The 24,485-nt window shown below is 64.1% G+C and carries 24 protein-coding genes and 1 tRNA gene; 13 read left to right on the top strand and 12 right to left on the bottom strand.

Annotated features, from left to right (window positions below; all coding sequences use genetic code 11):
- Window positions 1-136: 136 nt before the first annotated feature.
- A complete protein-coding gene (gene purH / locus P6U25_RS01275) occupies window positions 137-1,729 on the top strand; it encodes a bifunctional phosphoribosylaminoimidazolecarboxamide formyltransferase/IMP cyclohydrolase (RefSeq protein WP_407149639.1) in 1,593 nt (530 codons plus the stop codon).
- Between the two features lie 177 nt (window positions 1,730-1,906).
- Here purH and P6U25_RS01270 read toward each other — a convergent pair whose 3' ends face one another.
- Window positions 1,907-3,286 carry an MFS transporter gene (locus P6U25_RS01270; protein ID WP_407152723.1) on the bottom strand — a complete coding sequence of 460 codons (1,380 nt, stop codon included), beginning with the start codon at window positions 3,284-3,286 and terminating at the stop codon, window positions 1,907-1,909.
- 118 nt (window positions 3,287-3,404) lie between these two features.
- Between P6U25_RS01270 and ggt the strand changes: the two genes are divergently transcribed.
- From ggt to P6U25_RS01245, 5 genes are all read left to right on the top strand, one after another.
- A complete protein-coding gene (gene ggt / locus P6U25_RS01265; RefSeq protein WP_407149638.1) occupies window positions 3,405-5,150 on the top strand; it encodes a gamma-glutamyltransferase in 1,746 nt (581 codons plus the stop codon).
- 185 nt (window positions 5,151-5,335) lie between these two features.
- On the top strand, window positions 5,336-6,634 hold the full coding sequence (locus P6U25_RS01260) for an MFS transporter (RefSeq protein ID WP_407149637.1): 1,299 nt from the start codon (window positions 5,336-5,338) through the stop codon (window positions 6,632-6,634).
- Window positions 6,635-6,835: 201 nt separating this feature from the next.
- A complete protein-coding gene (locus P6U25_RS01255; RefSeq protein WP_407149636.1) occupies window positions 6,836-7,732 on the top strand; it encodes an SDR family oxidoreductase in 897 nt (298 codons plus the stop codon).
- 49 nt (window positions 7,733-7,781) lie between these two features.
- Window positions 7,782-9,167: a serine hydrolase domain-containing protein gene (locus P6U25_RS01250; RefSeq protein ID WP_407149635.1), complete on the top strand. Its 1,386-nt coding sequence runs from the start codon at window positions 7,782-7,784 to the stop codon at window positions 9,165-9,167.
- Between the two features lie 113 nt (window positions 9,168-9,280).
- Window positions 9,281-9,706: a DUF1330 domain-containing protein gene (locus P6U25_RS01245; RefSeq protein ID WP_407149634.1), complete on the top strand. Its 426-nt coding sequence runs from the start codon at window positions 9,281-9,283 to the stop codon at window positions 9,704-9,706.
- 8 nt (window positions 9,707-9,714) lie between these two features.
- Here the strand turns inward: P6U25_RS01245 and P6U25_RS01240 are convergent, their stop codons facing one another.
- The gene (locus P6U25_RS01240) at window positions 9,715-10,380 is read right to left on the bottom strand and encodes a glutathione S-transferase family protein (RefSeq protein WP_407149633.1); all 666 of its coding nucleotides are present in this window, start codon (window positions 10,378-10,380) and stop codon (window positions 9,715-9,717) included.
- Between the two features lie 131 nt (window positions 10,381-10,511).
- Here P6U25_RS01240 and P6U25_RS01235 point away from each other — a divergent pair, with 131 nt between their 5' ends.
- From P6U25_RS01235 to panE, 4 genes are all read left to right on the top strand, one after another.
- Window positions 10,512-11,099, top strand: coding sequence for a DUF2239 family protein (locus P6U25_RS01235; protein ID WP_407149632.1), 588 nt, complete (start codon window positions 10,512-10,514; stop codon window positions 11,097-11,099).
- 76 nt (window positions 11,100-11,175) lie between these two features.
- Window positions 11,176-12,531: an MATE family efflux transporter gene (locus P6U25_RS01230; protein ID WP_407152722.1), complete on the top strand. Its 1,356-nt coding sequence runs from the start codon at window positions 11,176-11,178 to the stop codon at window positions 12,529-12,531.
- A gap of 95 nt (window positions 12,532-12,626) precedes the next feature.
- The gene (locus P6U25_RS01225) at window positions 12,627-13,232 is read left to right on the top strand and encodes a 2-hydroxychromene-2-carboxylate isomerase (RefSeq protein ID WP_407149631.1); all 606 of its coding nucleotides are present in this window, start codon (window positions 12,627-12,629) and stop codon (window positions 13,230-13,232) included.
- A gap of 112 nt (window positions 13,233-13,344) precedes the next feature.
- On the top strand, window positions 13,345-14,262 hold the full coding sequence (gene panE / locus P6U25_RS01220; protein ID WP_407149630.1) for a 2-dehydropantoate 2-reductase: 918 nt from the start codon (window positions 13,345-13,347) through the stop codon (window positions 14,260-14,262).
- 144 nt (window positions 14,263-14,406) lie between these two features.
- Here the strand turns inward: panE and P6U25_RS01215 are convergent, their stop codons facing one another.
- Together P6U25_RS01215 and P6U25_RS01210 are read right to left on the bottom strand one after the other, a co-directional pair.
- Entirely contained in the window at window positions 14,407-14,985 is a 579-nt protein-coding gene (locus P6U25_RS01215; RefSeq protein ID WP_407149629.1) for a c-type cytochrome, read from the bottom strand.
- Window positions 14,986-15,159: 174 nt separating this feature from the next.
- On the bottom strand, window positions 15,160-16,437 hold the full coding sequence (locus P6U25_RS01210) for a PQQ-dependent sugar dehydrogenase (RefSeq protein WP_407149628.1): 1,278 nt from the start codon (window positions 16,435-16,437) through the stop codon (window positions 15,160-15,162).
- A 459-nt stretch (window positions 16,438-16,896) separates the two neighbouring features.
- On the opposite strand from P6U25_RS01210, the gene P6U25_RS01205 reads away from it, so the two are divergent.
- The gene (locus P6U25_RS01205; RefSeq protein ID WP_407149627.1) at window positions 16,897-17,142 is read left to right on the top strand and encodes a hypothetical protein; all 246 of its coding nucleotides are present in this window, start codon (window positions 16,897-16,899) and stop codon (window positions 17,140-17,142) included.
- 145 nt (window positions 17,143-17,287) lie between these two features.
- Here the strand turns inward: P6U25_RS01205 and P6U25_RS01200 are convergent.
- Both P6U25_RS01200 and P6U25_RS01195 read right to left on the bottom strand, forming a co-directional pair.
- Window positions 17,288-17,362, bottom strand: a tRNA-Gly gene (locus P6U25_RS01200).
- 183 nt (window positions 17,363-17,545) lie between these two features.
- On the bottom strand, window positions 17,546-17,980 hold the full coding sequence (locus P6U25_RS01195; RefSeq protein WP_407149626.1) for an SRPBCC family protein: 435 nt from the start codon (window positions 17,978-17,980) through the stop codon (window positions 17,546-17,548).
- A 212-nt stretch (window positions 17,981-18,192) separates the two neighbouring features.
- Between P6U25_RS01195 and trxA the strand changes: the two genes are divergently transcribed.
- Together trxA and P6U25_RS01185 are read left to right on the top strand one after the other, a co-directional pair.
- The gene (gene trxA, locus P6U25_RS01190) at window positions 18,193-19,113 is read left to right on the top strand and encodes a thioredoxin (protein ID WP_407149625.1); all 921 of its coding nucleotides are present in this window, start codon (window positions 18,193-18,195) and stop codon (window positions 19,111-19,113) included.
- A gap of 112 nt (window positions 19,114-19,225) precedes the next feature.
- On the top strand, window positions 19,226-19,900 hold the full coding sequence (locus P6U25_RS01185) for an LON peptidase substrate-binding domain-containing protein (protein ID WP_407149624.1): 675 nt from the start codon (window positions 19,226-19,228) through the stop codon (window positions 19,898-19,900).
- 6 nt (window positions 19,901-19,906) lie between these two features.
- Here the strand turns inward: P6U25_RS01185 and P6U25_RS01180 are convergent, their stop codons facing one another.
- The 6 genes from P6U25_RS01180 to P6U25_RS01155 form a co-directional block, all read right to left on the bottom strand.
- The gene (locus tag P6U25_RS01180) at window positions 19,907-20,326 is read right to left on the bottom strand and encodes a hypothetical protein (RefSeq protein ID WP_407149623.1); all 420 of its coding nucleotides are present in this window, start codon (window positions 20,324-20,326) and stop codon (window positions 19,907-19,909) included.
- A complete protein-coding gene (locus tag P6U25_RS01175; protein ID WP_407149621.1) occupies window positions 20,316-21,221 on the bottom strand; it encodes an FAD:protein FMN transferase in 906 nt (301 codons plus the stop codon). The genes P6U25_RS01180 and P6U25_RS01175 overlap by 11 nt, the downstream gene beginning before the upstream one ends.
- Complete coding sequence (locus P6U25_RS01170; protein WP_407149620.1) at window positions 21,202-21,672, bottom strand: FMN-binding protein; 471 nt, start codon at window positions 21,670-21,672, stop codon at window positions 21,202-21,204. The genes P6U25_RS01175 and P6U25_RS01170 overlap by 20 nt, the downstream gene beginning before the upstream one ends.
- 64 nt (window positions 21,673-21,736) lie before the next feature.
- The gene (locus P6U25_RS01165; protein WP_407149619.1) at window positions 21,737-23,380 is read right to left on the bottom strand and encodes a hypothetical protein; all 1,644 of its coding nucleotides are present in this window, start codon (window positions 23,378-23,380) and stop codon (window positions 21,737-21,739) included.
- Window positions 23,381-23,559: 179 nt separating this feature from the next.
- Window positions 23,560-24,135, bottom strand: coding sequence for a cytochrome b/b6 domain-containing protein (locus P6U25_RS01160; protein ID WP_407149618.1), 576 nt, complete (start codon window positions 24,133-24,135; stop codon window positions 23,560-23,562).
- A 10-nt stretch (window positions 24,136-24,145) separates the two neighbouring features.
- A complete protein-coding gene (locus P6U25_RS01155) occupies window positions 24,146-24,424 on the bottom strand; it encodes a PepSY domain-containing protein (RefSeq protein WP_407149617.1) in 279 nt (92 codons plus the stop codon).
- Between the last annotated feature and the right edge of the window lie 61 nt (window positions 24,425-24,485).

Below are 24,485 nucleotides of genomic sequence, written 5' to 3'. Positions count from 1 at the left end.
CAGCGACAAAGGCGAAGCCTTTGCGCGGGGATGACGGGGAAGGAGCCTCAATTTCCCGGGAATCAGGCCCATGTATCGGTTTCGTACCGCACTAAACCATGCTACCCGGCTGCCTTAACAGCCAGGGATTTCCAGCATGACCGAACAGCTTCGCCGCGTGACCCGCGCTCTGTTGTCCGTTTCCGACAAGACCGGCCTGATCGACTTCGCCAAGACGCTGGCCGACCATGGCGTCGAACTGGTCTCGACCGGCGGCACGGCCAAGGCCATCGCCGCCGCGGGCTTGAAGGTCAAGGACGTTTCCGATCTCACCGGCTTCCCCGAAATGATGGACGGCCGGGTCAAGACGCTGCATCCGAAGGTGCATGGCGGCCTGCTCGCGATCCGCGACAACAAGGAGCACGCGGCGGCGATGGCCGCGCACGGCATCGCGCCGATCGATCTTCTGGTGGTCAACCTCTATCCGTTCGAGGCGACTGTCGACAAAGGCGCCGGCTTCGAGGAGTGCATCGAGAACATCGACATCGGCGGCCCCGCGATGATCCGCGCCGCGGCCAAGAACCATGACGACGTCACTGTCGTGGTCGAAGCGCAGGACTATTCTGCGGTGCTCGACGAGCTCGCCGCGCACAAGGGCGCGACCTCGCTTGGCCTGCGCCGGCGGCTGGCCGCCAAGGCCTATGCGCGCACCGCGGCTTATGATGCCGCGATCTCGAACTGGTTTGCCGTGCAGCTCGACACCAAGGCGCCGGACTTCCGTGCCTTCGGCGGCCGACTGATCCAGTCGCTGCGCTATGGCGAGAATCCGCATCAGACCGCGGCATTCTACGCCACGCCGGACAAGCGGCCGGGCGTCGCCACCGCGCGCCAGCTTCAGGGCAAGGAACTGTCCTACAACAACATCAACGACACCGATGCGGCCTATGAATGCATCGGCGAGTTCGATCCGGGCCGCACCGCGGCTTGTGTGATCGTCAAGCACGCCAACCCCTGTGGCGTCGCCGAGGGCCCCGACCTCGCCACTGCGTACCGCCGCGCGCTCGCCTGTGACTCGACCTCGGCCTATGGCGGCATCATCGCGGTCAACCGCACGCTGGACGCGGATGCCGCGCGCGCCATCATCGGCATCTTCACCGAGGTGATCATCGCGCCCGACGCGACCGAGGAAGCGATCTCGATCATCGCGAGCCGGCGCAACCTGCGCCTGCTGCTCGCCGGCGGCCTGCCGAATCCGCGCGCGGTCGGCCTCACCGCCAAAACGGTCGCCGGCGGCCTTTTGGTGCAGAGCCGCGACAATGCCGTGGTCGAGGACATGAACCTCAAGGTCGCGACCAAGCGCGCGCCGACCGATGCCGAGCTGCGCGATCTCAAATTCGCCTTCCGCGTCGCAAAGCACGTCAAGTCGAACACCATCATCTACGCCAAGGATCTCGCCACCGTCGGCATCGGCGCCGGCCAGATGAGCCGGGTCGATTCCGCGCGCATCGCCGCACGCAAGGCGCTGGACGCAGCGGCGGAATTGAAGCTGGCGGAGCCTCTGACCAAAGGCTCGGTGGTCGCCTCCGACGCGTTCTTCCCGTTTGCCGACGGCATGCTCGCCTGCATCGAGGCCGGCGCCACCGCGGTGATCCAGCCTGGCGGCTCGATGCGCGACGACGAGGTGATCAAGGCCGCCGACGAGCACGGCATCGCGATGGTGTTCACCGGCGTGCGCCACTTCCGGCATTAACCTGTCGTCCCTGCGAAAGCAGGGACCCATAACCACAGGCGTGCATTGTTAGAGCAAGCTGGGGCTCCAGCGTACTTATCTTGAGCAGCGGTGGTTATGGGTCCCGGGTCGCGTGGAGCCTGTCATCGGGCGGCGCTTCGCGCCGACCCGTTGGCTTGCCCGGGACGACAGTGTTTACTACTCCCGCACCTTCGCCAGCAGCGTCAGACCCACGACGAAAAACACCACCAGCACCGCCATGCCGGCTTTCTGACTCGCGGTCGCCGCGGTGATCGCGCCGATCAGGAGCGGACCGATGAACGACGTCACTTTCCCGGTCAGGGCGAACAGGCCGAAATACTGCGCGATGCGATCCTTCGGCGCGAGGCGGATCAGAAGCGAGCGCGAGGCGGCTTGCAGCGGCGCGCCGGTGGCGCCGATCAAGCAACCCAGCACGAGATAGGCGCGTTCGGCAGCGCCGGCAAACAACGGACCGCCGGGTACTGGAGGCGCGACCGCGATGAACAGGACGGAATCCTTGTTCACGGTGAGGATCGCGACGATCGCAAACAGCAGGATCAGCAGGCTGCCCGTGATGACCCGTCTCGGCCCGAACGCATCGTCGAGCTTGCCGCCGATCCAGCCCCCGAACGTACCGGCGATCGCCAGGATGATGCCGAACGTGCCGATGCGGATCGTGTCCCAGCCGAAGGTGCCGGCCGCATAGATCCCACCGAAGGCAAACAGCGACACCAAGCCATCGGTGTAGATCATGTTCGCGAGCAGAAATCGCGCCATCGATGTCTGCTTCGGCAGGCTCGCCAGTGACTCCCGCAACTCGCGCAGACCTTCGCCGACCGCATCGCGCAACGGACGCTTGGCCGGATAGTCCGGCGTGAACAGGAACATCGGCGCCACGAAGATGATGAACCACAGCCCGGTCAGTGGTCCGGTGATGCGATCGCCCTCATGGGTGACGGGATCGAGACCGAATAGCGGGGTGAAGCCGAACAGCGTGCGGCCGGTCTCGGCGTTGGCGGCGAGGAAGCCGAGCACCAGCACGAGGCTCAGGATGCCGCCGACATAGCCGGTGGCCCAGCCGGTGCCCGACAACCGGCCGATCCTGTCCGGCGGTACCAGCGTCGGCATCATCGCATTGTTGAAGACGGTCGCGAACTCGACGCCGACGCTTGCGATCGCATAGGCGAGCAGCAGCACGGGAATGACGTCGGGATTGCCGGGCTTGCCGATCCACATCGCGCTCGCGCCGATCACGAGCAGCGCACCAAAGCCCGCGATCCACGGCTTGCGGCGGCCGCTGGCATCGGCAATCGCGCCCAGCACCGGCGACAGCAACGCGATCGCGAGCCCCGCGGCCGCCGTGGCAAAGCCCCACATCGCCTGACCGCTCGCCGGATCGGATGCGACAAAGCTCGCGAAATAGGGCGCAAAGACGAAGGTCGTGATCAGCGTAAAGTATGGCTGCGCAGCCCAGTCGAAGAAGATCCAGCTAATGACTGCGGCGCGCCCCGGATAAGTCTTCACCTCGTCAATGCCTGTCTGTGCCGTCACCGCCATCGTCATAAAGATTCCTCAAATCGAGTCACGAACAGGCGTTTTGCCTCGCGAAGCCGTCCCCATATAGCATGGGCTTGTTTTGCGAATGTCACGTCGAATGAAAAAGCAGGGGGCTCCGATGACGCGGACCGCAACGATATCGCGACGGTTGTTTGCCGCTCTCCTGTTGATCGGTGTTGCTGCGCCGGCGCTCAGCCAGGAGCAGCGCCGCTTCTACATGCCGCCGGCCGCTGACGGAATTCGCAGCATTCCGGCCGAAAGCGGCATGGTGGTGGCGCAGGAGAAAATCGCCGCGCGGGTCGGCGCCGACATCCTGCGGCAAGGCGGCAATGCGGTCGATGCCGCGGTCGCCACCGGTTTTGCGATGGCGGTCACCTATCCGCGCGCCGGCAATATCGGCGGCGGCGGCTTCATGGTGATCCATCTAGCCGGACGCAACGAGGACGTCACCATCGACTACCGCGAGACCGCACCGCTGGCGGCAACGCGCGACATGTTCCTGCGTGCCGACGGCAAGCCGGACCCCAACAAATCGCGCTATTCCGCACTCGGCATCGGCGTGCCCGGCACTGTTGCCGGACTTGCGCTTGCGCTGGAGAAATACGGCTCCGGCAAGTTCACGCTGGCGCAGATCATTCAACCCGCGATCGAGCTCGCGCGCGACGGCTTCATCGTCACCGACGATACATCGGACACGCTCAACGACATGTATCGCCGCATGTCGCGCTGGCCGAATTCGGCCAGGACTTTCTCGCATCCCGACGGCAGCCCGTTGCACGAGGGCGACCGGCTGATCCAGAGCGATCTCGCCGCGACACTGACGGCGGTTGCGGAGCAGGGCCCGCGCGGCTTCTACGAAGGCGCGGTCGCCGAGAAGCTCGTCAAGGGCATCCGTGATGCCGGCGGCATCATCAGCCTCGACGACCTGAAATCTTATCATCCGGTCATCCGCCCGCCGATCCGCGGCACCTATCGGGGCTATGACATCGTCTCGATGCCGCAGCCCTCTTCGGGAGGCGTGGTGCTGCTGGAGATCCTGAACATCCTCGAAGGCTTTCCGATGTCCGAGATGAAGCAGGGCTCGGCGGCGTCGCTGCATGTGATGATCGAGGCGATGAAGCGCGCCTATGCCGATCGTGCGCGCTATCTCGGCGATCCCGCCTTCGTCGATGCGCCGACGCAACTGTTGATCTCGAAAGACTACGCCGCGAAACAGCGCGCGACCATCAATCTCGCCCGTGCCACACCCTGGACCGACGTGCGGAATGCGAAGCCGCCGCACGAGGGCGACAACACCACGCACTATTCCGTCGTCGATGCCGGCGGCAACGCCGTCAGCAATACCTACACGCTGAACTTCCCTTACGGCGTCGGCCTCGTCGCGGAGGGCACCGGCGTGCTGCTCAACAACGAGCTTGACGATTTCACTGCAGCGCCGGGCGCCGCCAACGCCTTTGGCCTGGTCGGCTTCGAGGCCAACCTGCCCGGCCCCGGCAAGCGCCCGCTGTCGTCGATGTCGCCGACCATCGTGCTGAAGGATGGCAAGCCGGTGCTGGTAACGGGATCGCCGGGCGGCAGCCGCATCATCTCCGCGGTGACGCAGATCATCGTCGACGTGATCGACTACAAGATGGACATCGCCGCCGCCGTTGCGGCGCCGCGCGTGCATCATCAATGGCTGCCCGACGAGGTCAGGATCGAGCGCGGCTTTCCCGAGCAGGTGCTCGAGGAGCTGAAGGCCAAGGGCCACAGACTGGTCGAACCGCTCGGCTACTCCTCGGCCAACTCGATACTGGTGACACCCAACGGCCTGCTCGGCGCGCCCGATCCGCGCACGCGAGGCGCGGAGGCGGCGGGACAGTGAAACCGTCAATTGTAGGGTGGGCAAAGCGACAGCGTGCCCACCATCGCGAGCACGGCATCAGATGGTGGGCACGGCGCAAATGCGCCTTTGCCCACCCTACTGCATCGCGGTAAATTGCCGCCTCCGCGCGAGCCGGCCGCGGATTTCGGAATTGCCGGCGACAATTGCCCCCAAAGGGAACACGTATGAGCCGAGCTGAATCCGATTCGATAGAGATCGCGGAGATCCAGGACAGCAGTCTTCTTGCCTTCTATCGCGACATGAATGTGCAGGAACGGCGCACGTTCTGGGCCTGCGCCGCGGGCTGGGCGCTCGACGGCATGGATTTCATGATCTATCCGCTGGTCATCGGCACCATCATCGCGCTGTGGAAGGTCGATGCCGGCACCGCAGGGCTCGCCGGCACGGTGACGCTGCTGTCCTCGGCGGTCGGCGGCTGGCTCGGCGGCTATCTCTCCGACCGCATCGGGCGAGTGAGGACGCTGCAATTCACCATCCTCTGGTTCTCCTTCTTCTCGCTGGTCTGCGCCGTCGTGCAGAATTTCGATCAGCTCCTGATCGCACGCGCACTGCTCGGGCTGGGCTTCGGCGGCGAATGGGCGGCGGGCGCCGTGCTGATGGGCGAAGCGATCCGGCCGCAATATCGCGGACGCGCGGTCGGTTCGGTGCAATCCGGATGGGCGATCGGCTGGGGCTTTGCCGTGCTGGCGCAAGCCGTGCTGTTCTCGGCTCTGCCTGCGGAGACGGCGTGGCGCTGGATGTTCGTGATCGGCGCGCTGCCGGCGCTGCTCGTGTTTTATCTCCGCCGTTATGTCACCGAGCCCGAGATTTCCGCGGCGACATTGGCGCAACAGCGCGCGTCCGGCAGCGGACCGGCGGCATTGTGGGAGATCTTTCACGGGCCGATCCTGAAGACCACGATCCTGGCCTCGCTGGTCGGCACCGGCATGCAGGGCGGTTACTACGCCATCACCTTCTGGGTGCCGCGCTTCCTCACCACCGAGCGCAAGCTCTCGGTGGTCGGCTCCACCGGCTATCTCGCGACCCTGATCATCGGCTCGTTCATCGGTTATCTGGTCGGCGCCTGGCTCGCCGACCGCATTGGCCGGCGCAACCTGTTCCTGATCTTCTCGCTCGGCGCGATCGCGGTGGTGCTGCTCTACACCCAGCTTCCGCTGTCCAATGAAGTGCTGTGGATCCTCGGCTTTCCGCTCGGCTTCTTCGCCTCCGGCTATTTCTCCGGCATGGGCGCATTCCTCACCGAACTCTACCCGACGCGGCTGCGCGGCTCGGGCCAGGGCTTCTGCTACAATTTCGGCCGCGGCGTCGGTGCGCTGTTTCCCTATCTTGTCGGCGCGCTGTCGACCACGACATCACTTGCCAACGCGATCGCGATCTTCGCAGTAGCGGCCTATGGCGTATTCTTCCTCGCCGCCTACGCGCTGCCGGAGACGCGCGGCCGCGTGCTGCATGCGGATGCCTAGCGCGATGAGCGCGCCGCTTGCACCGCTTTGCCTCTCCCCTTGTGGGAGAGGCCGGATTGCATCGGTAGATGCAATCCGGGTGATGGTTTGCGGTCTCTTCATGCAAGACGCCGTGTGGAGGGACACCCCTCACCCCCAACCCTCTCCCACAAGGGGAGAGGGAGCCGTCGGTTCGTGCGTCCCTAACTGGAGATCCACGCCATGACGTCCCTCAAAGGCAAGACGCTGTTCATCTCGGGCGCGAGTCGCGGCATCGGGCTGGCGATTGCGCTTCGGGCTGCGCGTGACGGCGCCAATGTCGCGATCGCGGCGAAGACCGCCGAGCCGCACCCCAAGCTGAAGGGCACGATCTACACCGCCGCCGACGAGGTCCGCGCCGCCGGCGGCAACGCGCTGCCGCTGATCTGCGATATCAGGGACGAGGCGCAGGTGATGGCGGCGATCGAGCGCACCGTCACGGAGTTCGGCGGCATCGACATCTGCGTCAACAATGCCAGCGCCATCAGCCTGACCACCTCGCAGGCGACCGACATGAAGCGGTTCGACCTGATGATGGGCATCAACACGCGCGGCACCTTCATGGTGTCGAAATACTGCATCCCGCATCTGACGAAGGCGGAGAATCCGCACATCCTGATGCTGTCGCCGCCGCTCGACATGAAGACGAAATGGTTCGAGCGTTCCACCGCCTATACGATGGCGAAATACGGCATGAGCATGTGCGTGCTCGGGCTGGCGGGCGAGTTGAAATCCGCCGGCATCGCCGTCAACGCGCTGTGGCCGCGCACCACGATCGCAACCGCCGCGGTCGGCAACTTGCTCGGCGGCGACGCCATGATGCGCGCGAGCCGTACTCCGGAGATCATGGGCGATGCGGCCTATGCGATCGTCACCCGGCCGTCGCGCGAGTTCACCGGCCATTTCTGCATCGACGACAAGGTGCTCTACGCCAACGGCGTGCGTGACTTCGAGCGCTATCGCGTCGACGCGTCGGTGCCGCTGATGTCGGATTTCTTCGTGCCCGACGACGATCTGCCGCCGCCCGGTGTCACCGTGCAGCACTTGCCCACGGCCGGCGGCGCACAGACATCCCGCTAAGACATCATCGCCGTGCTGTGGGAGCGCGGAGCTTCCCAAGAGGTGCCTCGTGCGCGCTCGGATCTGGATCGCCTTGGCGGCGCTGCTGCCGGTCACGGTTGTTGTTATTGCCGGCAGCTATTTTCGTGCCGACAAGGCGGCGCGCTTCATGGCCGACTTCGTCGCGCACAATGTCTGCATCAGGACCTTCGTGTCCGGGCTCGACGCGGATGCCAACTTTGCGGCGATTGCCGACATCTCAAACGTTCGGCCGTGGCGGCACGTGCTGAGCTACCGGATCGATCCGACGGCCAAAGTGGTCGAGACATCGGTGATGGGGCTGGTACATGGGCAGGCCACATTTCACCCGGACTTTGGTTGCACCTTGCGGCTCGGCTCAAGACCGCCCTACCTGCTCCGGAGCGACTTCGACGCGCTGAGAACTCCGCCGTCGCCACCTTTGCTGCCGGACATCGCTCCTCCGACCGTTGTCGCGCCGTCGGATGCCGCGCTCGTGGCTGCGCTCGATCACGCGTTCGAGGAGCCCGCAGGGGAGGTGTCGCGTAGGACCAAGGCCGTGGTGGTGGTGCACAACGGACGGGTCATCGCCGAGCGCTATGCGCCGGGAGTTGGCATCGACACGCAACTGCTCGGATTTTCGCTGAGCAAGTCGGTCGTGAATGCGTTGATCGGCATTCTTCAACGCAAGGATCTCATCCAACCCGCGATGGCCGCGCCGATCCCGCAATGGCAGGGCGCAAATGATTTGCGTCGTGAGATCACGATCGAGCATCTGATGCGGATGACCTCCGGGCTCGCGCTGGACGAAACTTACCTCGGCTTCGACGAGGCGAGCCGGATGTACCTGGACGAAGACATGACCGGCTACGCTGCAAAAGCGCCCCTGATCGCGCCGCCGGGAAGGCGATGGCACTATTCCAGCGGGTCATTCCAGCTCCTGGCAGGGATCATTCGCGATGTCGTGGGCGGGCCGGAACAGACGCTCGCCTTTGCATGGCGTGAACTGTTCAATCCGCTCGGCATGCGCCACGTGACGCTGGAATTCGACGCGACCGGTACGCTGCAAGGCGCGTCCAACATGCTTGCCAGCGCGCGCGATTGGGCGCGGTTCGGCATGCTCTATCTCAACAAAGGCCAGATCGGCGGCGCGCGTCTGTTCAACGAGGACTGGGTGGATTTCTCCGCCAGCGCGACGCTCGATACGGATTACGGCGCCGGGTTCTGGACCAATCGCAGCGCGGCCAAAGGCGCAGCGAAACGGCTCAGGGACGGCATTCCGCCCGACGCCTTCTTTGCCGCGGGTTTCCTCGACCAGCGCATTGCGATCATTCCGTCGCGAAACCTGGTGATCGTGCGCCTCGGGGATTCGACCGGTCCATCCGGTGGCGGCGTCGAAAGGCTGATCGCCGAGGTGCTGTCGGCGACCAAGGAATAGCAGGAGCTCGGCGCTCGCTCGGATCAGCCAATCATTTATATCCGGGTATTATTGACAACGCGATTACACCCGGGTAAAACCGCGTCAGTTGGAAACCGACCGGACGACCGAACATGGATACTGCCTGCTATCTGGAGCCGACCTGGGATGCCGGCCGCGCCTTTGCCCAGCGAGACATCGCAGGCGAGCTGGTGATGTTGAACCTGTTGCGCTTCCGCGAGATCGCCGACTATTCGACGAGCCCCGAGCTGGCTCCGCCCCAGCCGATCACGGGTGCTGCGGCCTACGACCGCTACATCGCGCACACGCTGCCCTTGCTACGGAAGAGCGGCGGCGATCTCTTGTTCATGGGCGAAGGCGGTCCGTTCCTGATCGGGCCTGAAGGCGAGCGCTGGGACCGCGCGATGCTGGTCCGCCAGAAGAGCCGCGGGGCGTTTCTCGCCTTTGCGGTAGCGGAGGCCTATCTCGCCGGCATCGGCCATCGCACCGCGGCGCTGTCGGATTCGCGGCTGCTGCCACTGGTCGAGCTGCCGCGATGACGAAGGCGCTATCGGCCGACCTGGTACGGCCCACCTTTCTCCAGCGCCCGCGCATAGGCCGGGCGGGCGTGAATGCGTTCGAGGAATGCGACGCACCTGGGATGGCCGTCCTCGAGCCCGCCGCGCGCGGCCGCTGCTTCGAGCGGAAAGCTCATCTGGATATCGGCGCCGGTAAATTCATTGCCGGCGAACCATTCGCTGTTGCCGAGCTCGCCTTCCCAATACGCCATGTGCTGCTTGAGTTGCGGATTGACCAGCGTGGTGAGGGCCTGATTGGAGACCTTGCGCACCAATGGGCGCAGCAGCGCCGGCGCGCGCTTCGGCATCAGCGTGAACAGCAGCTTCAGCAGCAGCGGCGGCATCGCCGAGCCTTCGGCGTAATGCAGCCAATAGGCGTAGCGCAGCCGCTCCGGCGTATTCGCGGGAGGAATCAGGCGGCCATTGCCGTAGGTGCCGATGATGTATTCGAGGATCGCGCCGGATTCCGCGATGGTGTTGCCGTTGTCGGTGATGACAGGCGACTTGCCGAGCGGATGCACTGCGAGCAGCGCCTTGGGCGCGCGCATGTCGGGCTGCCGCTGATAGCGGACGATGTCGTAGGGCACGCCCAGTTCCTCGAGCAGCCAGAGCACGCGCTGCGAGCGGGAATTGTTGAGATGATGAACCGTCAGCATGGGCGTCCCCTCCGATGTCAGCGCCGGCAAGCGGCGCTTGGTGCCAGTCTGGCGCAGCAAAGTCGAGCTGCACGCATCGTGACTGCCGCGAATGGCCCAGGCAGTATGTCGCGCAATCGGAGAGACCGCCAATGAATCCAGCCTATGTCGCCTTCGATGGAGATCGCCGCATCGCGGCTGGCGGCCTTCCCGAGGTCGCCCGCACCGCCAAGCAAGTGCACGACCGGCGCAAGGACGCCGCGATCCTGGTGTTCGACGGCCGCACTTCCGCACCTGTCGACATCGATTTCCGCGGCTCGATCGACGACGTGCTGGCGCGCCTGCCGAAGCTCGAGGCTCCCGCGGCGGACGAACAGTCCACGCCGGCGGGCCCACGCGGGCCCGGCCGCCCCAGGCTCGGCGTCGTCGCGCGCGAGATCACGCTGCTGCCGCGACACTGGGACTGGCTGGCGCAGCAGAAAGGCGGCGCATCTGTCGCGATCCGCAAGCTGATCGACGAGGCGCGGCGCGCGAGCGGTGACAAGGACCGCACACGGCTCGCCCAGGACGCAGCCTATCGCTTCATGACCGCGATGGCCGGCAACCGCCCGCATTACGAGGATGCGATCCGCGCCCTGTTCGCGCATGACCGACGGCGCTTTGTGACGTTGATCGCAGACTGGCCGGCCGATATCCGCGACCATGCGGTCGCCCTCGCCTACAGCGATCAAGCCGACTAGGTGCGACGCACCTGCTGATAGACCAATTCAACGCAATGTCCTTCTGCTCTAACGCGACGAACTCCTGTCCCGGAAACTGAACGTGTCCAAGCCTCCGTCGCTGCGCAAAGCCTTCCTGTTCTTCCTCGCACCGATGTTGCTGAGCAACGTGCTGCAATCGTTGTTCGGCACCATCAACGGCGTCTATCTCGGCCAGATGATCGGCGTCGACGCGCTCGCGGCGGTATCCGTGTTCTTCCCGGTGATGTTCTTCTTCATCGCCTTCGTCATCGGCCTGAGTGCGGGCGCGTCAGTGATGATCGGCCAGGCCTGGGGCGCCGGCGAGCCTGATCGCGTCAAGGCAGTCGCCGGGACGACCATGACGGTGACGCTGCTGCTGGCGGCTGCGATCGCGATGCTCGGCGGCGTCTTCACCCGGCCGCTTCTGATCGCGCTCGCCACGCCGCCCGACATCCTTGACGCCGCGGTGTCCTACGCGCGGATCATGATGATCTTCATGCCCGCGACCTTCGCGTTCCTGCTGCTGACGGCAATGATGCGCGCCGTCGGCGACACCGTGACGCCGCTGCTCGCGCTGACGGTCTCAACCATCATGGGTCTCGTGGTGACGCCGGCGCTGATCCGCGGCTGGCTCGGCCTGCCGATGCTCGGCGTCGCTAGCGCCGCGGTTGCCTCCGCGGTCTCGGGGGTGGTCACGCTGCTGTGGCTGCACATCCACATGCTGCGGCGGCGCCATGCGCTGGCGTTCGACGTCGCATTTCTGCGCGCGATGCGGCCCAACGGCACATTGCTGCGCATCGTGCTGCGGCTCGGCATTCCGACCGCGATCGGCATGGTCGTGATCTCGCTCGCCGAGCTCGTGCTGCTCGGCCTCGTCAACGGCTTCGGCTCGGACGCCACCGCCGCCTATGGCGCGGTCAACCAGGTGATCGGCTATGTGCAGTTTCCGGCGATCTCGATCGCGATCACCGTGTCGATCTTTGGCGCGCAGGCGATCGGCCGCGGCACCCCCGAGCGGGTCGGCGCCATCGTCAGGACCGGTCTCGAGATGAACCTTGCCCTCACCGGCGGACTGGTCGTGCTCGGCTACTTGTTCGCGCGGCCCTTGATGGGGTTCTTCATCGTCGACGCCGCGGTGCTCGTCCTCGCCGAGGAGCTGCTTCACATCGTGCTCTGGAGCATCGTGCTGTTCGGCATGGCGACGGCGTTTTCCGGGGCGATGCGTGCCGGCGGCACGGTGTGGATGCCGCTGCTCATCTCGGTCGTCGCGATTGCCCTCGTGGAGGTGCCGGTTGCCACCCTGCTTAGCCGCGCGATCGGCGTCCGGGGCGTCTGGATCGCCTATCCGGTCACGTTTGCGACCATGTTTGTGCTGCAGATGGCCTATTACGGCCTGGTATGGCGCAAGCAGACGATCAAGCGTCTGATTTGACATCGCACGCCGCGACTCACATGATGACTATCATATTCTGCTGATGCTGCCTGCGACAGCAGGTCCATGCTACCACGGGCCGAGGGAGAAACGCCGTGAGCCAGAACCCGCAATTCCTGTTCGATTTCGGCAGTCCCAACGCCTTCCTCAGCCATGAGGCGATCCCGGCGATCGAGCAGCGCACCGGCGTCAAATTCGAATATGTGCCGATCCTGCTCGGCGGCATCTTCAAGGCCACCAACAACAAGTCGCCGGCCGAGACGCTCGCCGGCGTCAAGAACAAGCCCGAATTCCAGAAGATCGAGACAGAACGCTTTCTCAAGCGCTTCAACGTCAAGCCCTACACCTGGAACCCGTTCTTCCCGGTCAACACGCTGAACCTGATGCGCGCGGCGGTCGCCGCCCAGCTCGAGGGCGTGTACGAGACATATATCGAGGCCGCCTTCCATCACATGTGGGTCGAGCCGAAGAAGATGGACGATCCCGACATCGCCGGCAAAGCCATCGCCTCGTCCGGCCTCGACGCCGCCAAGCTGTTCGCCCGCGCGCAAGAGGCGGACGTGAAGGCGAAGCTGATCGCCAACACGCAGTCGGCGGTCGAGCACGGCGCGTTTGGCTCACCGACCTTCTTCGTCGGCAACGAGATGTTCTTCGGCAAGGAGCAGCTCCGCGAAGTCGAGGAAATGGTGTCGGGAAAGTGAGATGAGCGAATGGCGAATAGCGAGTAGAGCCGACTAATATCCCTTTCTATTCGCCACTCCCATTCGCTATTCGCCCGCCTCCCTGGGCGACAACAAAGAAGGACTAAATCCCATGCGCGTTCTCGTGGTCGGCGCCGGTGCGATCGGCGGATATTTCGGCGGCCGGATGCTTGAAGCCGGCCGCGACGTCACCTTCCTGGTGCGCCCCAAGCGCGCGTCCGAGCTGGCCTCGGCTGGACTGGTGATCAAGAGCCCGAACGGCGACGTCACGCTGAAGAATCCGCCGACCGTGCAGGCCGACAAGCTCTCCGAGACATTCGACGTGGTGCTGCTGAGCTGCAAGGCATTCGATCTCGACGATGCGATCAAGTCCTTTGCGCCGGCAGTCGGCGACAAGACCGCGATCATTCCGCTGCTTAACGGCCTGCTGCACCTTGACGCGCTCGACGAGCGATTCGGTGCATCCCATGTGCTCGGCGGGCTCTGCGCGATCGCGGCTACGCTGAACGAGGCGCGCGAGGTGGTGCAGCTTCAACCGATGCAGTCGCTGAATTTCAGCGAGCGCGCCGGTGGGATATCGGATCGGGTGCGCGCGATCGCGGATACCTTCTCGGTCATCAACGGTGCGGCCGCCAGCGACCACATCATGCAGGACATGTGGGAGAAGTGGGTGTTCCTCGCCTCACTCGCCGCCTCCACATGCCTGATGCGAACTTCGGTCGGCAACATCCTCGCCGCGCCCGGGGGCAAGGACTTCCTGCTCGGCATCCTCGACGAATGCAGCGCGATCGCGGCCGACGCCGGCCATATGCCGGGCGGCCCGTTCTTCCAGCGCACCCGCGGACTGCTCACCACCGAGGGCTCGCCGATGACCGCGTCGATGTTCCGCGACATCAAGGCCGGGCTGCCGGTCGAGGCCGACCACGTGATCGGCGACCTGATCGTGCGCGCGGATGCGGCCAAGATCCCGGTGCCGAAGCTGCGCACGGCGTACACGCATCTGAAGGCGTATGAGAAGCAGCGGGGATGACTTCCCCCGCGTCGTCCCGGCGAAAGCCGGGACCCATACGCCGCGGCCTATCGGTTTGAGGAAGTATGGGTTGCCATTTTTCGAAACAAATGGCGCCTGTGGTTATGGGTCCCTGCTTTCGCAGGGACAACACCATTGTCGTGGCTAGAGATGCGCCAGATAATGCGCCAGCGCGGTGATCTCCTCATCGCTCAACGGATACGCCACGTCGGCCATCACAGCCTGGGCGCCGCCGGAACGCTGGCCGGACTTGTAGTCGTGCAGCGCCTTCACGAGATAGTCCTCGCGCTGCCCGGCGATGCGAGCGACCGCCTTGGTGCCGACGAACGTGTCGGTGTGGCATGAGGCGCAGCGGCGGCCGGCGGCCGCCTGCTTTCCCTTCTCCGACAAGTCCGGATTGTCGTCCTTGCCGCCCTTGAACGGCGTGAGCGAGGCGAAATAGGCGCCGAGGTTGCGGATGTCCTCGTTGTTAAGCTGCTCGACGATCGGCTGCATCTGCTCGTTCTTGCGCGCGCCGGCGCGGAAGAACACGAGCTGCCACTGGATATACTGGTCGAGCTGACCCGCGAGCGAGGGAATGTTCTCCATTTGCGAGATGCCGTTCTCGCCGTGACAGCCGACACAGAGTTCGGCCTTCTGCTTGCCGGCGGCAACATCGGCGGCGTGGGCTGACGAGCCGAGGAGAATTGCCGCGGTTAGCATTGCAAACGACGTCACTCGCATTGTCAGTTTCTCCGGCTGTCATTGCCGGGTTTGACCCGGCAATCCATCGGGCTTGCTCAAGGATTTTTTGGATGGATGCCCGGATCAAGTCCGGGCGTGACGAGGTGGTTCCGCGGCGACAAGAGAGGCCGCGGCTGCCTATGCGGCGGCCGCAGCCTCACACCAGTTCAGCCGTTACTTCTTGCTGTAGCTGATGCGATAGATCGCACCGGCCCAGTCGTCGGCGACGAGGATCGAGCCGTCCTTGTCAAGCAGGATGTCGGCGGGACGGCCGAGATAGCCCTGATCGCCCTCGATCCAGCCGGAGGCGAACACCTCCTGCTTGGCGTTCTTGCCGTCAGGCCCGACGATCACGCGCACGATGCGGGCGCCCTGGTACTTGTGCCGATTCCAGGAGCCGTGCTCGGCGATCAGGATGTTGTTCTTGTAGTCGGCCGGGAATTGGCTGCCGGTATAGAACTTCATGCCGAGCGGAGCCACGTGAGCGCCGAGATTGAGCGCCGGCGGCGTGAACTCCGAGCACTTGTGGCCCATCGCGAACTTCGGATCCGGCAGATTGCCCTGGTGGCAATAGGGATAGCCGAAGTGCTCGCCGATCTTGTCGATCATGTTGAGCTTGTCGCTCGGCAGATCGTCGCTGATCCAGTCGCGCGCATTTTCGGTGAACCAGTATTTGCCGGTGCGCGGATCGACGTCGCCACCGACGGAGTTGCGTACGCCGAGCGCCCAGATCTCCGCGTTGCCGGTCTTCGGATCGACGCGGCGGATCTGCGACACGCTGGTCGGTGGAATGCCGATGTTGAAGGGCGGGCCGAACGGAATGTAGAACCAGCCATCCTTGTCGACGGCGATGTATTTCCAGCCATGCGCCGCATAGGACGGCATGTCGTCATACACCACCTTACCCTGGCCGAGATTGTCGAGATTGGCCTCGGCGTTGTCGTACTTGATCAGCTTGTCGACCGCGATGACGTAGAGCGCGCCGTCCTTGAAGGCGAGCCCGGTCGGCATGTTGAGGCCCTTGAGGATCGTCTTGACCTCTTTCTTGCCGTTGTTGTCCTTGATCGCATAGACGTTGCCGAGACCGAACGAGCCGACAAACAGCGTGCCCTTGTCGCCCCACGCCATCTGGCGGGCGGCGAGCACGTTCGACGCATAGACCTCGATCTTGAAGCCGGGCGGCAGCTTGATCTTCTTGATCGTCGCCGCGAGCTCGGAGTCGGAGGAGCCGGTGGGCGGACCGGAGGGCGGCGCAAGGCCCTTCTGCGCCTCGGTCTCATCGCCGAGGAACCAGTCATCCGGCGGATGCGTCCAGAATTCCTTGGTGCCGGATTCGTATTTCTTCAACGGACGATTCTTGTCTGTCTGTTGCTGCGCAGTGGCGAAGGTCGTCCCCGCCAGCAGCGCGATCGCCGCGAACGCAAGTATTGATCGATTGAAAGCCGATTTCATCGCGTCACTCCCCTATGCAAGCCGTTGCAGCTTGCCCTGTTATTGGTTTTGAACGCCCTGTGAGATGATTGTGGCGGTCTGGAAGGTAGGTCAGACGGCAAAATGGTAGCACATCCGACGACGCTGAGAAGCGGATGCATCGGGTGCACCGTAGTCAAAACAGGTTGAGGCGAAATTTGCGCGCGCGATGTGCTCGCGAAGAGGCACGCGCGCTGCAACGCAATATGCTGATGAAGCTAACGTCTGTAGCGCACGGATCGCCTGCGCAACCGCGGAGCAGCGGTTGCGCGTATGAGGCGGCCGCGACTGAGATTCGCCGCCAGAAGGAAAGCCACTCGCCGGCCGCTGGCGGCCACGACGATCTGCCCGCCATCCTGGCGCCCAGTTCGTCACCCACGCTCACCGAAACCGTGTCGTGTCGCCGCGCGTTACTCCAACTCTCAAGGGGAGAAACCCGCCATGTCGAAACTGGCAATCGCGTTTGGATTGGCACTGGCGGCGACCGCGGCCAATGCGCAAGATACCAAGCTCGGACAATCGCAGACGTCCGCCGCTGCCAGCACGAGTGGCGTGCGGCCGTTCCTATTTGATGGACGAATGCGAGGTGATGGCGTCCGGCAGGGAGCGCTCGCCGACGATCATCACCTCAGTGCTGGCGCCATCGTCGTGTCTCCGAAAGCAAGCCAGCCGGGACGCGAGCGATGAGTCTGCGCCTCGCTTATCGAGCTTTCATTTATTCATGGGCTCCGTGTCCGCTCCAGGCAGAGATCGGAGCTCTCGCTCGGAAACAAAAAAGCCCGCTGCGGTGGCGGGCCTTCATCAGACTGTCAGCTCGGTCAGCGAGAAACTCTGGAGCGGGCGAAGGGGCTCGAACCCTCGACCCCGACCTTGGCAAGGTCGTGCTCTACCACTGAGCTACACCCGCGTCCGAGATGGCGGCGATTGCTCGCCGGCAACGGCAGACCTATGCCAAATGCTTTGGGCGAATGCAACACAAGAGCGCGGTCAAGACGCGATGAAATCGCTCGGTTTCCTTAAAAATTGAGCTCGAATCGGCCCGAAACCGCTCCTCATCATGATTTCTTTGCTTTTGGACCGGGAACCGGCCTCAGACCGCCATCGCATCGCGGAGCAATTCGAGCCAGGTCTCGAACCAGCCCGCCAAGGTCCGGGTCAGTTCGGCGCGGCGCTCCGGCTCGCAATCAAAGATCGCCCACCATTCGACGAAGGCGCGGTTGCCGTCGACGACCGGGGTGACCCGCAAGGTGGCGGAAAAATCGGTCAGCGGCAGGGTCGGCGGGCCGGCGAATTCGTAAGATTGAAAGCAGTCGATATCGGATTGCGCCAGCAGCCGCTGCCGAATCCGCCGCCCCTGGTAGACCACGTTGCGCACCGCTCCAATGGTGTCGCCGGACTTGCCGTCCTCGATTTCGCTCGTTCCCTCGCCCTGGACCCAGACCGCGTAGTTGTTGAAATCGCGGATGATTTTCCATACCTCGCCGGCTGGCTGCTCGAACACGGTGCTGTAATAGGCCTTGGCCATGGTGCTCTTCCCGGATTGCCTCGACAGCGCGATGTTCGACCGCCGCGTGGCCAAAACCCACCCGATCTCCGAGGGAACGGGGCGTCCGGCAAACGATTGAAATTTGTCGTCCGGCCGCCATTTAGCCAGACAGAACGGCTGAACCGGCCACGCGGAGCGTGCTAGAACGCCCCCGGATTTTCTGACCTCATTCAAGACCAGGCGAGGACAACGTGACGATAATGGAGCAGGGCGGCTCAACGCCCCAGGCAGCGCCAGATCTGATCAAGGAAACGACGACCCAGACCTTCGTCAAGGATGTCATCGAGGAATCGCGCCGTCAGCCGGTCCTGATCGACTTCTGGGCGCCTTGGTGCGGTCCGTGCCGTCAGCTTACGCCGATGCTGGAGAAAGCGGTCCGCAATGCCAAGGGCCGGGTCAAGCTGGTCAAGATGAACATCGACGACCACCCGGCGATCCCCGGCCAGATGGGCATCCAGTCGATCCCGGCCGTGATCGCCTTCGTCAACGGCCAGCCGGCCGACGGCTTTATGGGGGCGGTACCGGAAAGCCAGGTCAATGCCTTCATCGAGAAGATCACCAAGGGCGTGCCTGCCGCGGGCGAACCCGATCTCGCCGAGATCCTGAAGGAAGCCGAAGCCGTGCTCGCCGACGGTGACGCCGCCGCGGCCGCGCAGATCTACGCCGAAGTGCTGGCGCACGACGCCACCAACATCGCGGCGCTGGCCGGCCTCGCCAAGTGCTATGTCACGACGGGGGCCATGGAGCAGGCCAAGCAGACCCTCGCCATGGTTCCGGAATCCAAGCGCAACGACGCCGCGGTGAAGGCGGTGCAGGCCGCGATCGATCTCGCCGAGCAAGCGCAGTCAGTCGGCCCGATCGCCGAGCTCGAACAGAAAGTCGCCGCAAACCCGCTCGATCATCAGGCCCGGTTCGATCTCGCGACCGCGCTGAACGCGATGGGCAAGCGCGCTGAGGCGACCGAGCAACTGCTCGCCATCGTCAAGCGTGACCGCAAGTGGAACGACGACGGCGCGCGCAAGCAGCTCGTGCAGTTGTTCGAGGCGTGGGGCGGCGCCGACGAGGCAACGGTCGAGGGCCGCAAGCGGTTGTCGACCATCCTGTTCTCCTAGAGCGCAGGTCGACGCGCGGTTGGGATTGTTGTGTGGGCGTGATCCTGTCGGAAAGCCGCGATAACCCGCTCCGGATCATGCCCAGGCCGCGCCTGTAACAGCGGAACTGCAGATGCCGATCAACGCCGAATACCGCGGGCCCGCCGAGCTTCCCGAAGTGATCCCGGTATTCCCGTTGCCCGGCGCGCTGTTGCTGCCGCGTGGCCAGATGCCGCTGAATATCTTCGAACCGCGCTATCTCGCGATGGTTGACGACGCGCTGCGCGACGGCCACCGCCTGATCGGGATGATTCAACCCGACGTCACGCATTCGCCGAATGAGGCCAACCCGGTGCTGTTCCGCGTCGGCTGCGCCGGCCGGATCACTCAGCTCGCCGAATCCGGCGACGGCCGCTACATCCTCGAGCTGACTGGTGTCGCACGCTTCAAGGTGATCGAGGAGCTGACCGTGCAGACGCCCTACCGGCAGTGCAAGGTCGATTTCTTCTCCTTCACGAACGACTTCACTGCGCGCAAGGGCGAGGAGGCGGTCGACCGCAAGGCGCTGCTCGAGGTGCTCGCAGATTTTCTGGAAGCCAACAATCTGAAGGTCGACTGGGAAGGCATCGAGGCCGCACCCAACGAGGCGCTGGTCAACGCGCTGGCGATGATGTCGCCCTATGGTCCCGCCGAGAAGCAGGCGATGCTCGAGGCGCCCGACCTGAAGACCCGCGCCGAGATCCTGATCGCGGTCACCGAGATGGATCTCGCCAAGAAGCGCACCAGCGGCGACCCGCCGGTGCAGTGAGGCCTCTCACCACAACTCCCGTCGACCCAGCCAGATGTGGAGCGGAAGCATCAGGGAGAGGGCAAATCCCGCTGTGAGGTGGATCCAGCTTATCCAGGGCCGCACCTCCTCCGATCCAAGGTAATACAACCCAAAGGCCGTCACGATCAGGACGGCGTTGAACGTCGCCATCATCGATCCGGAAATGCGATTCTTCCGGCTCCGCCAGGCGCGCAGCAAGTGCACGGGAATGAGAGCGCCCAGTAGCAATAACGCCAGCATGGCGGCCCCGCCGTGCACCATCAGCATAGTGGCCGCGGTCTGCTGCCAGATCTCGTCGCCCGCGATGTTCTTTTGCCAATCCGCCACGAGCCAGCAGGCGCCTGTCAGCAGCAGCACCGCGAACGTCGCGTAGATGGAATAGCGAAATGGACGCTTAAGCCGCAAGGTGCACCGCCTGGGGCCAGTCGGACGTGATCTGCATCTCCCCGTCGGCCGAGATCAACAAGGCGCTCGCTCCGTAATGCGTGAGCACGTCGCCAGCGCCGGTTCCGGAGATCATGACGACTTTCGTGAGCGCATCGGCGATCATGCATGACGGCGCCCGGACCGTGGCACCGGCAATGTCGCCCGGCGGCTTGCCGGTCAAGGGATCGATGATCGCCGATACTCCCGGAGCCGCTCCATCAATCAGATCGAATCGACGCGCCGTCGACGCCAGCGCCTCATTGGTCAACTCGATGCGGGCGAGCAAGCGGAGCGGGTCGCCCGGATGGCGCAGATGGACCGTGTGCGACCCTTGTCCGAACACCCGAAGATCGCCGCCGGCATTGACCAGCCCGCCCGGAATATCGAAGCCGCGCAACACCTCGATTGCACGATCGACGGCAAAGCCCTTGGCGATCCCACCGAGGTCGATCGCGATTGCCGGTGATAGAAGGCGCACGGTGTGGTCGGGCGAAAGCTCGATCGCCTCGGTGAGGCGACCCTCGGGCACGGTGATCGGCGCGTCGTCCAATCCAGGGAGCAGACCCATGGCCTGCAGCGCAGGCGCGACGGCAACATCGAAAACACCCTTGGAGCATCGATGCATCCTAAGCGCTGCCTCCAGCACCTGGAACGTCCAGGCATGGACGCGCGTCGGGCGAATGCCAGCGTTCCGATTGATGCGGCTGACGTCGCTGTCGCGCTGGTGAAAACTCATCAGCCGATGAACTTCGGCGACCGCATCGAATGCGGCGTCGATGGCGGCAGCCCTATCCGGTCCGGCCGCGACCTCGATCTCGACGAAGGTGCCCAGCAGCGGCCGCGCGCGGCGAATTCTATCGAAGGCGATTGGCATAGGCGGTCAGGATCCTCTTCACACCATCGGTCACATGCGTCGATGACAGCGTCGCGCCGGAGATATTCCTGATGTCGCCGTTGATCTTCAGTGCGCTGCCACTGGTCTTCCCGACGAATTGCGCCAGCCAGCTCGGACTTCTGATCTCGCCGCCATAGGATTCCCGGTACTGCAGGATTTCGACCTTGTGCACTGCGCCGCCCGGCGTCAGCGCCACCGCATAATCGATGTACAGGTGCTTGCCGATGACCCGGTCGAAGACGAAGAAGCCCGCGACCTTGCCGCCGGCTTCGGCCTTCCAGACGCGTCCCGCCTGGACTTCAGTAAAGTGCGTCGCCGATGGAAATGCCTGCTTTTGCGCCTCCTCGATCGACAGGTATTGAACGGCATAGGCGGGCGAAGCAATCGACACGAGTGCCGCCGCCGGCAGCGTATATCGAACCCACGTCATCTTTCACGCGACTCCCATCGTTTGTTGCCTTGCAGTGGCGCCCGTCCCGGGCGCTGCACCGATCTCAGAAGAAGAAGCCGACACCACCGAGGAATGAATCCGACATCGCACCGGTGATGCTCTTGTCAATCACGTGCTGATAGGTCGCCTTCAGTGCGATCTTCGGTGATGGGAAGAGCGCAAATCCGGCAGTGTGGAACTGTCGCTGACCGGCGCCGGTCGGCAGGTTGGCATCGGTACCGGCAAAGCCGCCGGTCTGCAGGTTCTGGTAGGTATAGCGATAGAACGGCACCGCCTCCCATTCGCTGTTCAGAATGGTGCCGAGCGGCACATGATAGGCGATCTCGCCGGAATAGCCGTACATCGTCCTGCCGACATTGTTGGTCGGGTCGGAATCGTTGTTGGCACGCAAATTCTCCGGATGCCCGAATTCCGCGCGGACATATTCGCCGCGCAGCTCGAGCCCGGTGTCGGGGACACGGTAGCGGAATTCGGCGTCGAATATCGTCAGGCTCGAGTGGCCGAGGAAATTGCCGAAATCGTCATGAGCCCCGCGCGGAGTCGTGTTCGGCGAGTAGTACGCGCTCACGCTTCCGGCGAAGCCGGGCAGGACCGTCGGCGTGACGTCGAGGCGTCCGGAGACGGCCACAGCGTTGTTGAGTTGCTGGAAGTCTCCGAGCGGAGGCCTGGAGAACCCAAGCCCGTTCAGGCCGTCGATCCCTGCGATGTAGGGCGTTCCGGGAGGCGGCACCGTCCTGGCGTCGGTACGGTTGTCGAAGGAATCGCCGAAGTCCTCGTTGCTGGTGCTGACCATCACCTGATACTTCAGATCCTCGCTGATGGTGCCGTAGACACTGCTCGACGGCACCTTCCATGTCGATGGAATGAGGCCGTTGTACAGTTCGGGCCGGTTCACGCTGTAGAATTGCGTCGGCTCGTGATGCTGATTGATGTAGCCGATCGGCACGAGATCGATGCCGGGCGCGCGCCAATTGAATTGGTCGAGGATCTTGAAATCGACCCAGAGCTGCTCGATCTCGGCGGTGCCGTGCAGCTTGTCGTCGTTGTCAAAACCCGAACCGGCATGCTCGAACTCGATCTCAGCGTTGAAGATGATGTTCGGCGTAATCGCGTAGGTCGGCAACAGGACGAGGCGTTGCGCATCGAAGCCGTTCTGCCACTGGCCGTTGGCAGCCGGATTTTGCACCGAACCGAACTTGACCTCGCCATACGCGCCTATGCTGAGGCCAGGCACAGGTGAGTCCGCCACCCCGAGAATCGGCTTGTCTCCCGCCGCCGGCAGCGGCGGGAGATTCAGCATCGGCTTGGCCGGCGTCTCCCCGGATTGGGCCACGGGCTTGCCCTTGGCTCCGTTCGCTTCCTGCTTGGCGCCCGGCGCCTGCTTTGCGTCAGTCGACGATGCCGTGGCGTTGGCGCTGCGAACCGAGGCCGGCCGCGCTGAGGACTTGGTGCGGGCGTCGGCTTGCAGGCGGCTGTCCTTCTGCTTCAGCTCGGCTTCGAGCGCTTCGATGCGCCGCTCCATCTTGTCGAGCTTTTTGAGCAGCGCCTCGTTCGCACCATCGTCTGCCGCAAAAGCGCTGCTGCTGGTGAAGATTGACAGCGCGGTCGCCGCGAGCAGCGCGGCTCGCGTTCGAAAGCCCGGCCCGAATTTCGACGCTTCCAAGTCCGTGTAAGGCTGTGACAGCATGCGCGCCCCTCCTGGTCCGCGGACACGAAAGTCCGCGACAATTGGGCGCACCTAACACCACTGAGAAGTATTTCGGTACGTTTCAGACCATCCAAGAGGCAGACGACGGTTAGAATTTCTCCACTTTGGAATTAGAATAAGAAAAAACTAATCGGAGGCTCGCGGAGCGGCGCCGCTTCTTAGCGGCTGCGGATCAGCTTCCGTCCTGTGATCATCGCTCGCACCAGGTTCTGGCGCTGAAGAATGCCCATCACGGCTACACCCAAGACGTGCAACACAACCAGGATGGCGACCGCATCCGAGGCATAGGCATGGGTGTCCTCGACCCACCAGACGCCGAAGAAGGTCACGGTGACCTGCATCGCACCCGTGATCGCCGAAATCGCGAGCAGCGTCAGCAACGCCACCAGCATTGCAGAGCCGGCAGGATTGAGCCCGATATAGCGGCCGGTGACGCCGCGGCGCAGATTCCAGATGTAGCGTGGCGCCGCGCGTAGTCTCGCGGCCAGCATCGTGAACCGCGAATACCGCGTGCCGGCGAAGCCCCAGATCAGCCGGAACGCCAGCAGAGCGATCACGCTGTAGCCGGCCAGCCGGTGCAGCCGGTCGTGGCTGTTCGGCGTGAACCACGCGATCAGGACAAGAGCCGCGAGGGCCCAATGCCAGAGCCGCAGCGGCAGATCCCAGACCTGCACCGTCCGCGACGCGGTGCGCTGCGCGGACGGATCGTGCGGTCCTGGCGCCGTCTCTGGCATCAACCTCAATTCACTTCGCGATCGTGTGCTTCAGGCTGAGATCTTCGGGGCTGTAGAACAACTCGTACAGCTTGCCATCCTTGACACCGTACACTTCGTAGCAGGAGCCCTCGATCTTGGAGCGGCGCACCTCGTAGCCCATCGCCTTGGCCTTGGCTTCAGCTTCGCTCGCCGGCTTCCATGAGGACTTGTCGAGCTTCGTGCAGTTCTTGTAGCCGTCGGCAAACGCCGCCGATCCCATTAGCCCCAGCACAGACACGGCGAGCACTGCACTTCGAATGACCTTCACGGACAACTCCTCCCGGTTTCAATGACGCGCGACATGCGCCGCGCACGGCGCGGAAACCGAA

The sequence above is a fragment of the Bradyrhizobium sp. ORS 86 genome (genome assembly GCF_045571475.1).
Classification (GTDB): Bacteria; Pseudomonadota; Alphaproteobacteria; order Rhizobiales; family Xanthobacteraceae; genus Bradyrhizobium.
This window is presented reverse-complemented; position numbering and strand designations above follow the sequence as displayed.

What these genes read in the sequence shown, in the direction of transcription:
- P6U25_RS01215 (WP_407149629.1), bottom strand. Translation starts at nt 14,985, where the DNA reads ATGCGAGTGACGTCGTTTGCAATGCTAACCGCGGCAATTCTCCTCGGC.
- P6U25_RS01165 (WP_407149619.1), bottom strand. Translation starts at nt 23,380, where the DNA reads ATGCTGTCACAGCCTTACACGGACTTGGAAGCGTCGAAATTCGGGCCG.
- P6U25_RS01170 (WP_407149620.1), bottom strand. Translation starts at nt 21,672, where the DNA reads ATGACGTGGGTTCGATATACGCTGCCGGCGGCGGCACTCGTGTCGATT.
- P6U25_RS01260 (WP_407149637.1), top strand. Translation starts at nt 5,336, where the DNA reads ATGAGCCGAGCTGAATCCGATTCGATAGAGATCGCGGAGATCCAGGAC.
- P6U25_RS01240 (WP_407149633.1), bottom strand. Translation starts at nt 10,380, where the DNA reads ATGCTGACGGTTCATCATCTCAACAATTCCCGCTCGCAGCGCGTGCTC.
- P6U25_RS01160 (WP_407149618.1), bottom strand. Translation starts at nt 24,135, where the DNA reads ATGCCAGAGACGGCGCCAGGACCGCACGATCCGTCCGCGCAGCGCACC.
- P6U25_RS01270 (WP_407152723.1), bottom strand. Translation starts at nt 3,286, where the DNA reads ATGGCGGTGACGGCACAGACAGGCATTGACGAGGTGAAGACTTATCCG.
- P6U25_RS01245 (WP_407149634.1), top strand. Translation starts at nt 9,281, where the DNA reads ATGGATACTGCCTGCTATCTGGAGCCGACCTGGGATGCCGGCCGCGCC.
- P6U25_RS01175 (WP_407149621.1), bottom strand. Translation starts at nt 21,221, where the DNA reads ATGCCAATCGCCTTCGATAGAATTCGCCGCGCGCGGCCGCTGCTGGGC.
- P6U25_RS01235 (WP_407149632.1), top strand. Translation starts at nt 10,512, where the DNA reads ATGAATCCAGCCTATGTCGCCTTCGATGGAGATCGCCGCATCGCGGCT.
- purH (WP_407149639.1), top strand. Translation starts at nt 137, where the DNA reads ATGACCGAACAGCTTCGCCGCGTGACCCGCGCTCTGTTGTCCGTTTCC.
- panE (WP_407149630.1), top strand. Translation starts at nt 13,345, where the DNA reads ATGCGCGTTCTCGTGGTCGGCGCCGGTGCGATCGGCGGATATTTCGGC.
- P6U25_RS01195 (WP_407149626.1), bottom strand. Translation starts at nt 17,980, where the DNA reads ATGGCCAAGGCCTATTACAGCACCGTGTTCGAGCAGCCAGCCGGCGAG.
- ggt (WP_407149638.1), top strand. Translation starts at nt 3,405, where the DNA reads ATGACGCGGACCGCAACGATATCGCGACGGTTGTTTGCCGCTCTCCTG.
- P6U25_RS01205 (WP_407149627.1), top strand. Translation starts at nt 16,897, where the DNA reads ATGTCGAAACTGGCAATCGCGTTTGGATTGGCACTGGCGGCGACCGCG.
- P6U25_RS01255 (WP_407149636.1), top strand. Translation starts at nt 6,836, where the DNA reads ATGACGTCCCTCAAAGGCAAGACGCTGTTCATCTCGGGCGCGAGTCGC.
- P6U25_RS01210 (WP_407149628.1), bottom strand. Translation starts at nt 16,437, where the DNA reads ATGAAATCGGCTTTCAATCGATCAATACTTGCGTTCGCGGCGATCGCG.
- P6U25_RS01185 (WP_407149624.1), top strand. Translation starts at nt 19,226, where the DNA reads ATGCCGATCAACGCCGAATACCGCGGGCCCGCCGAGCTTCCCGAAGTG.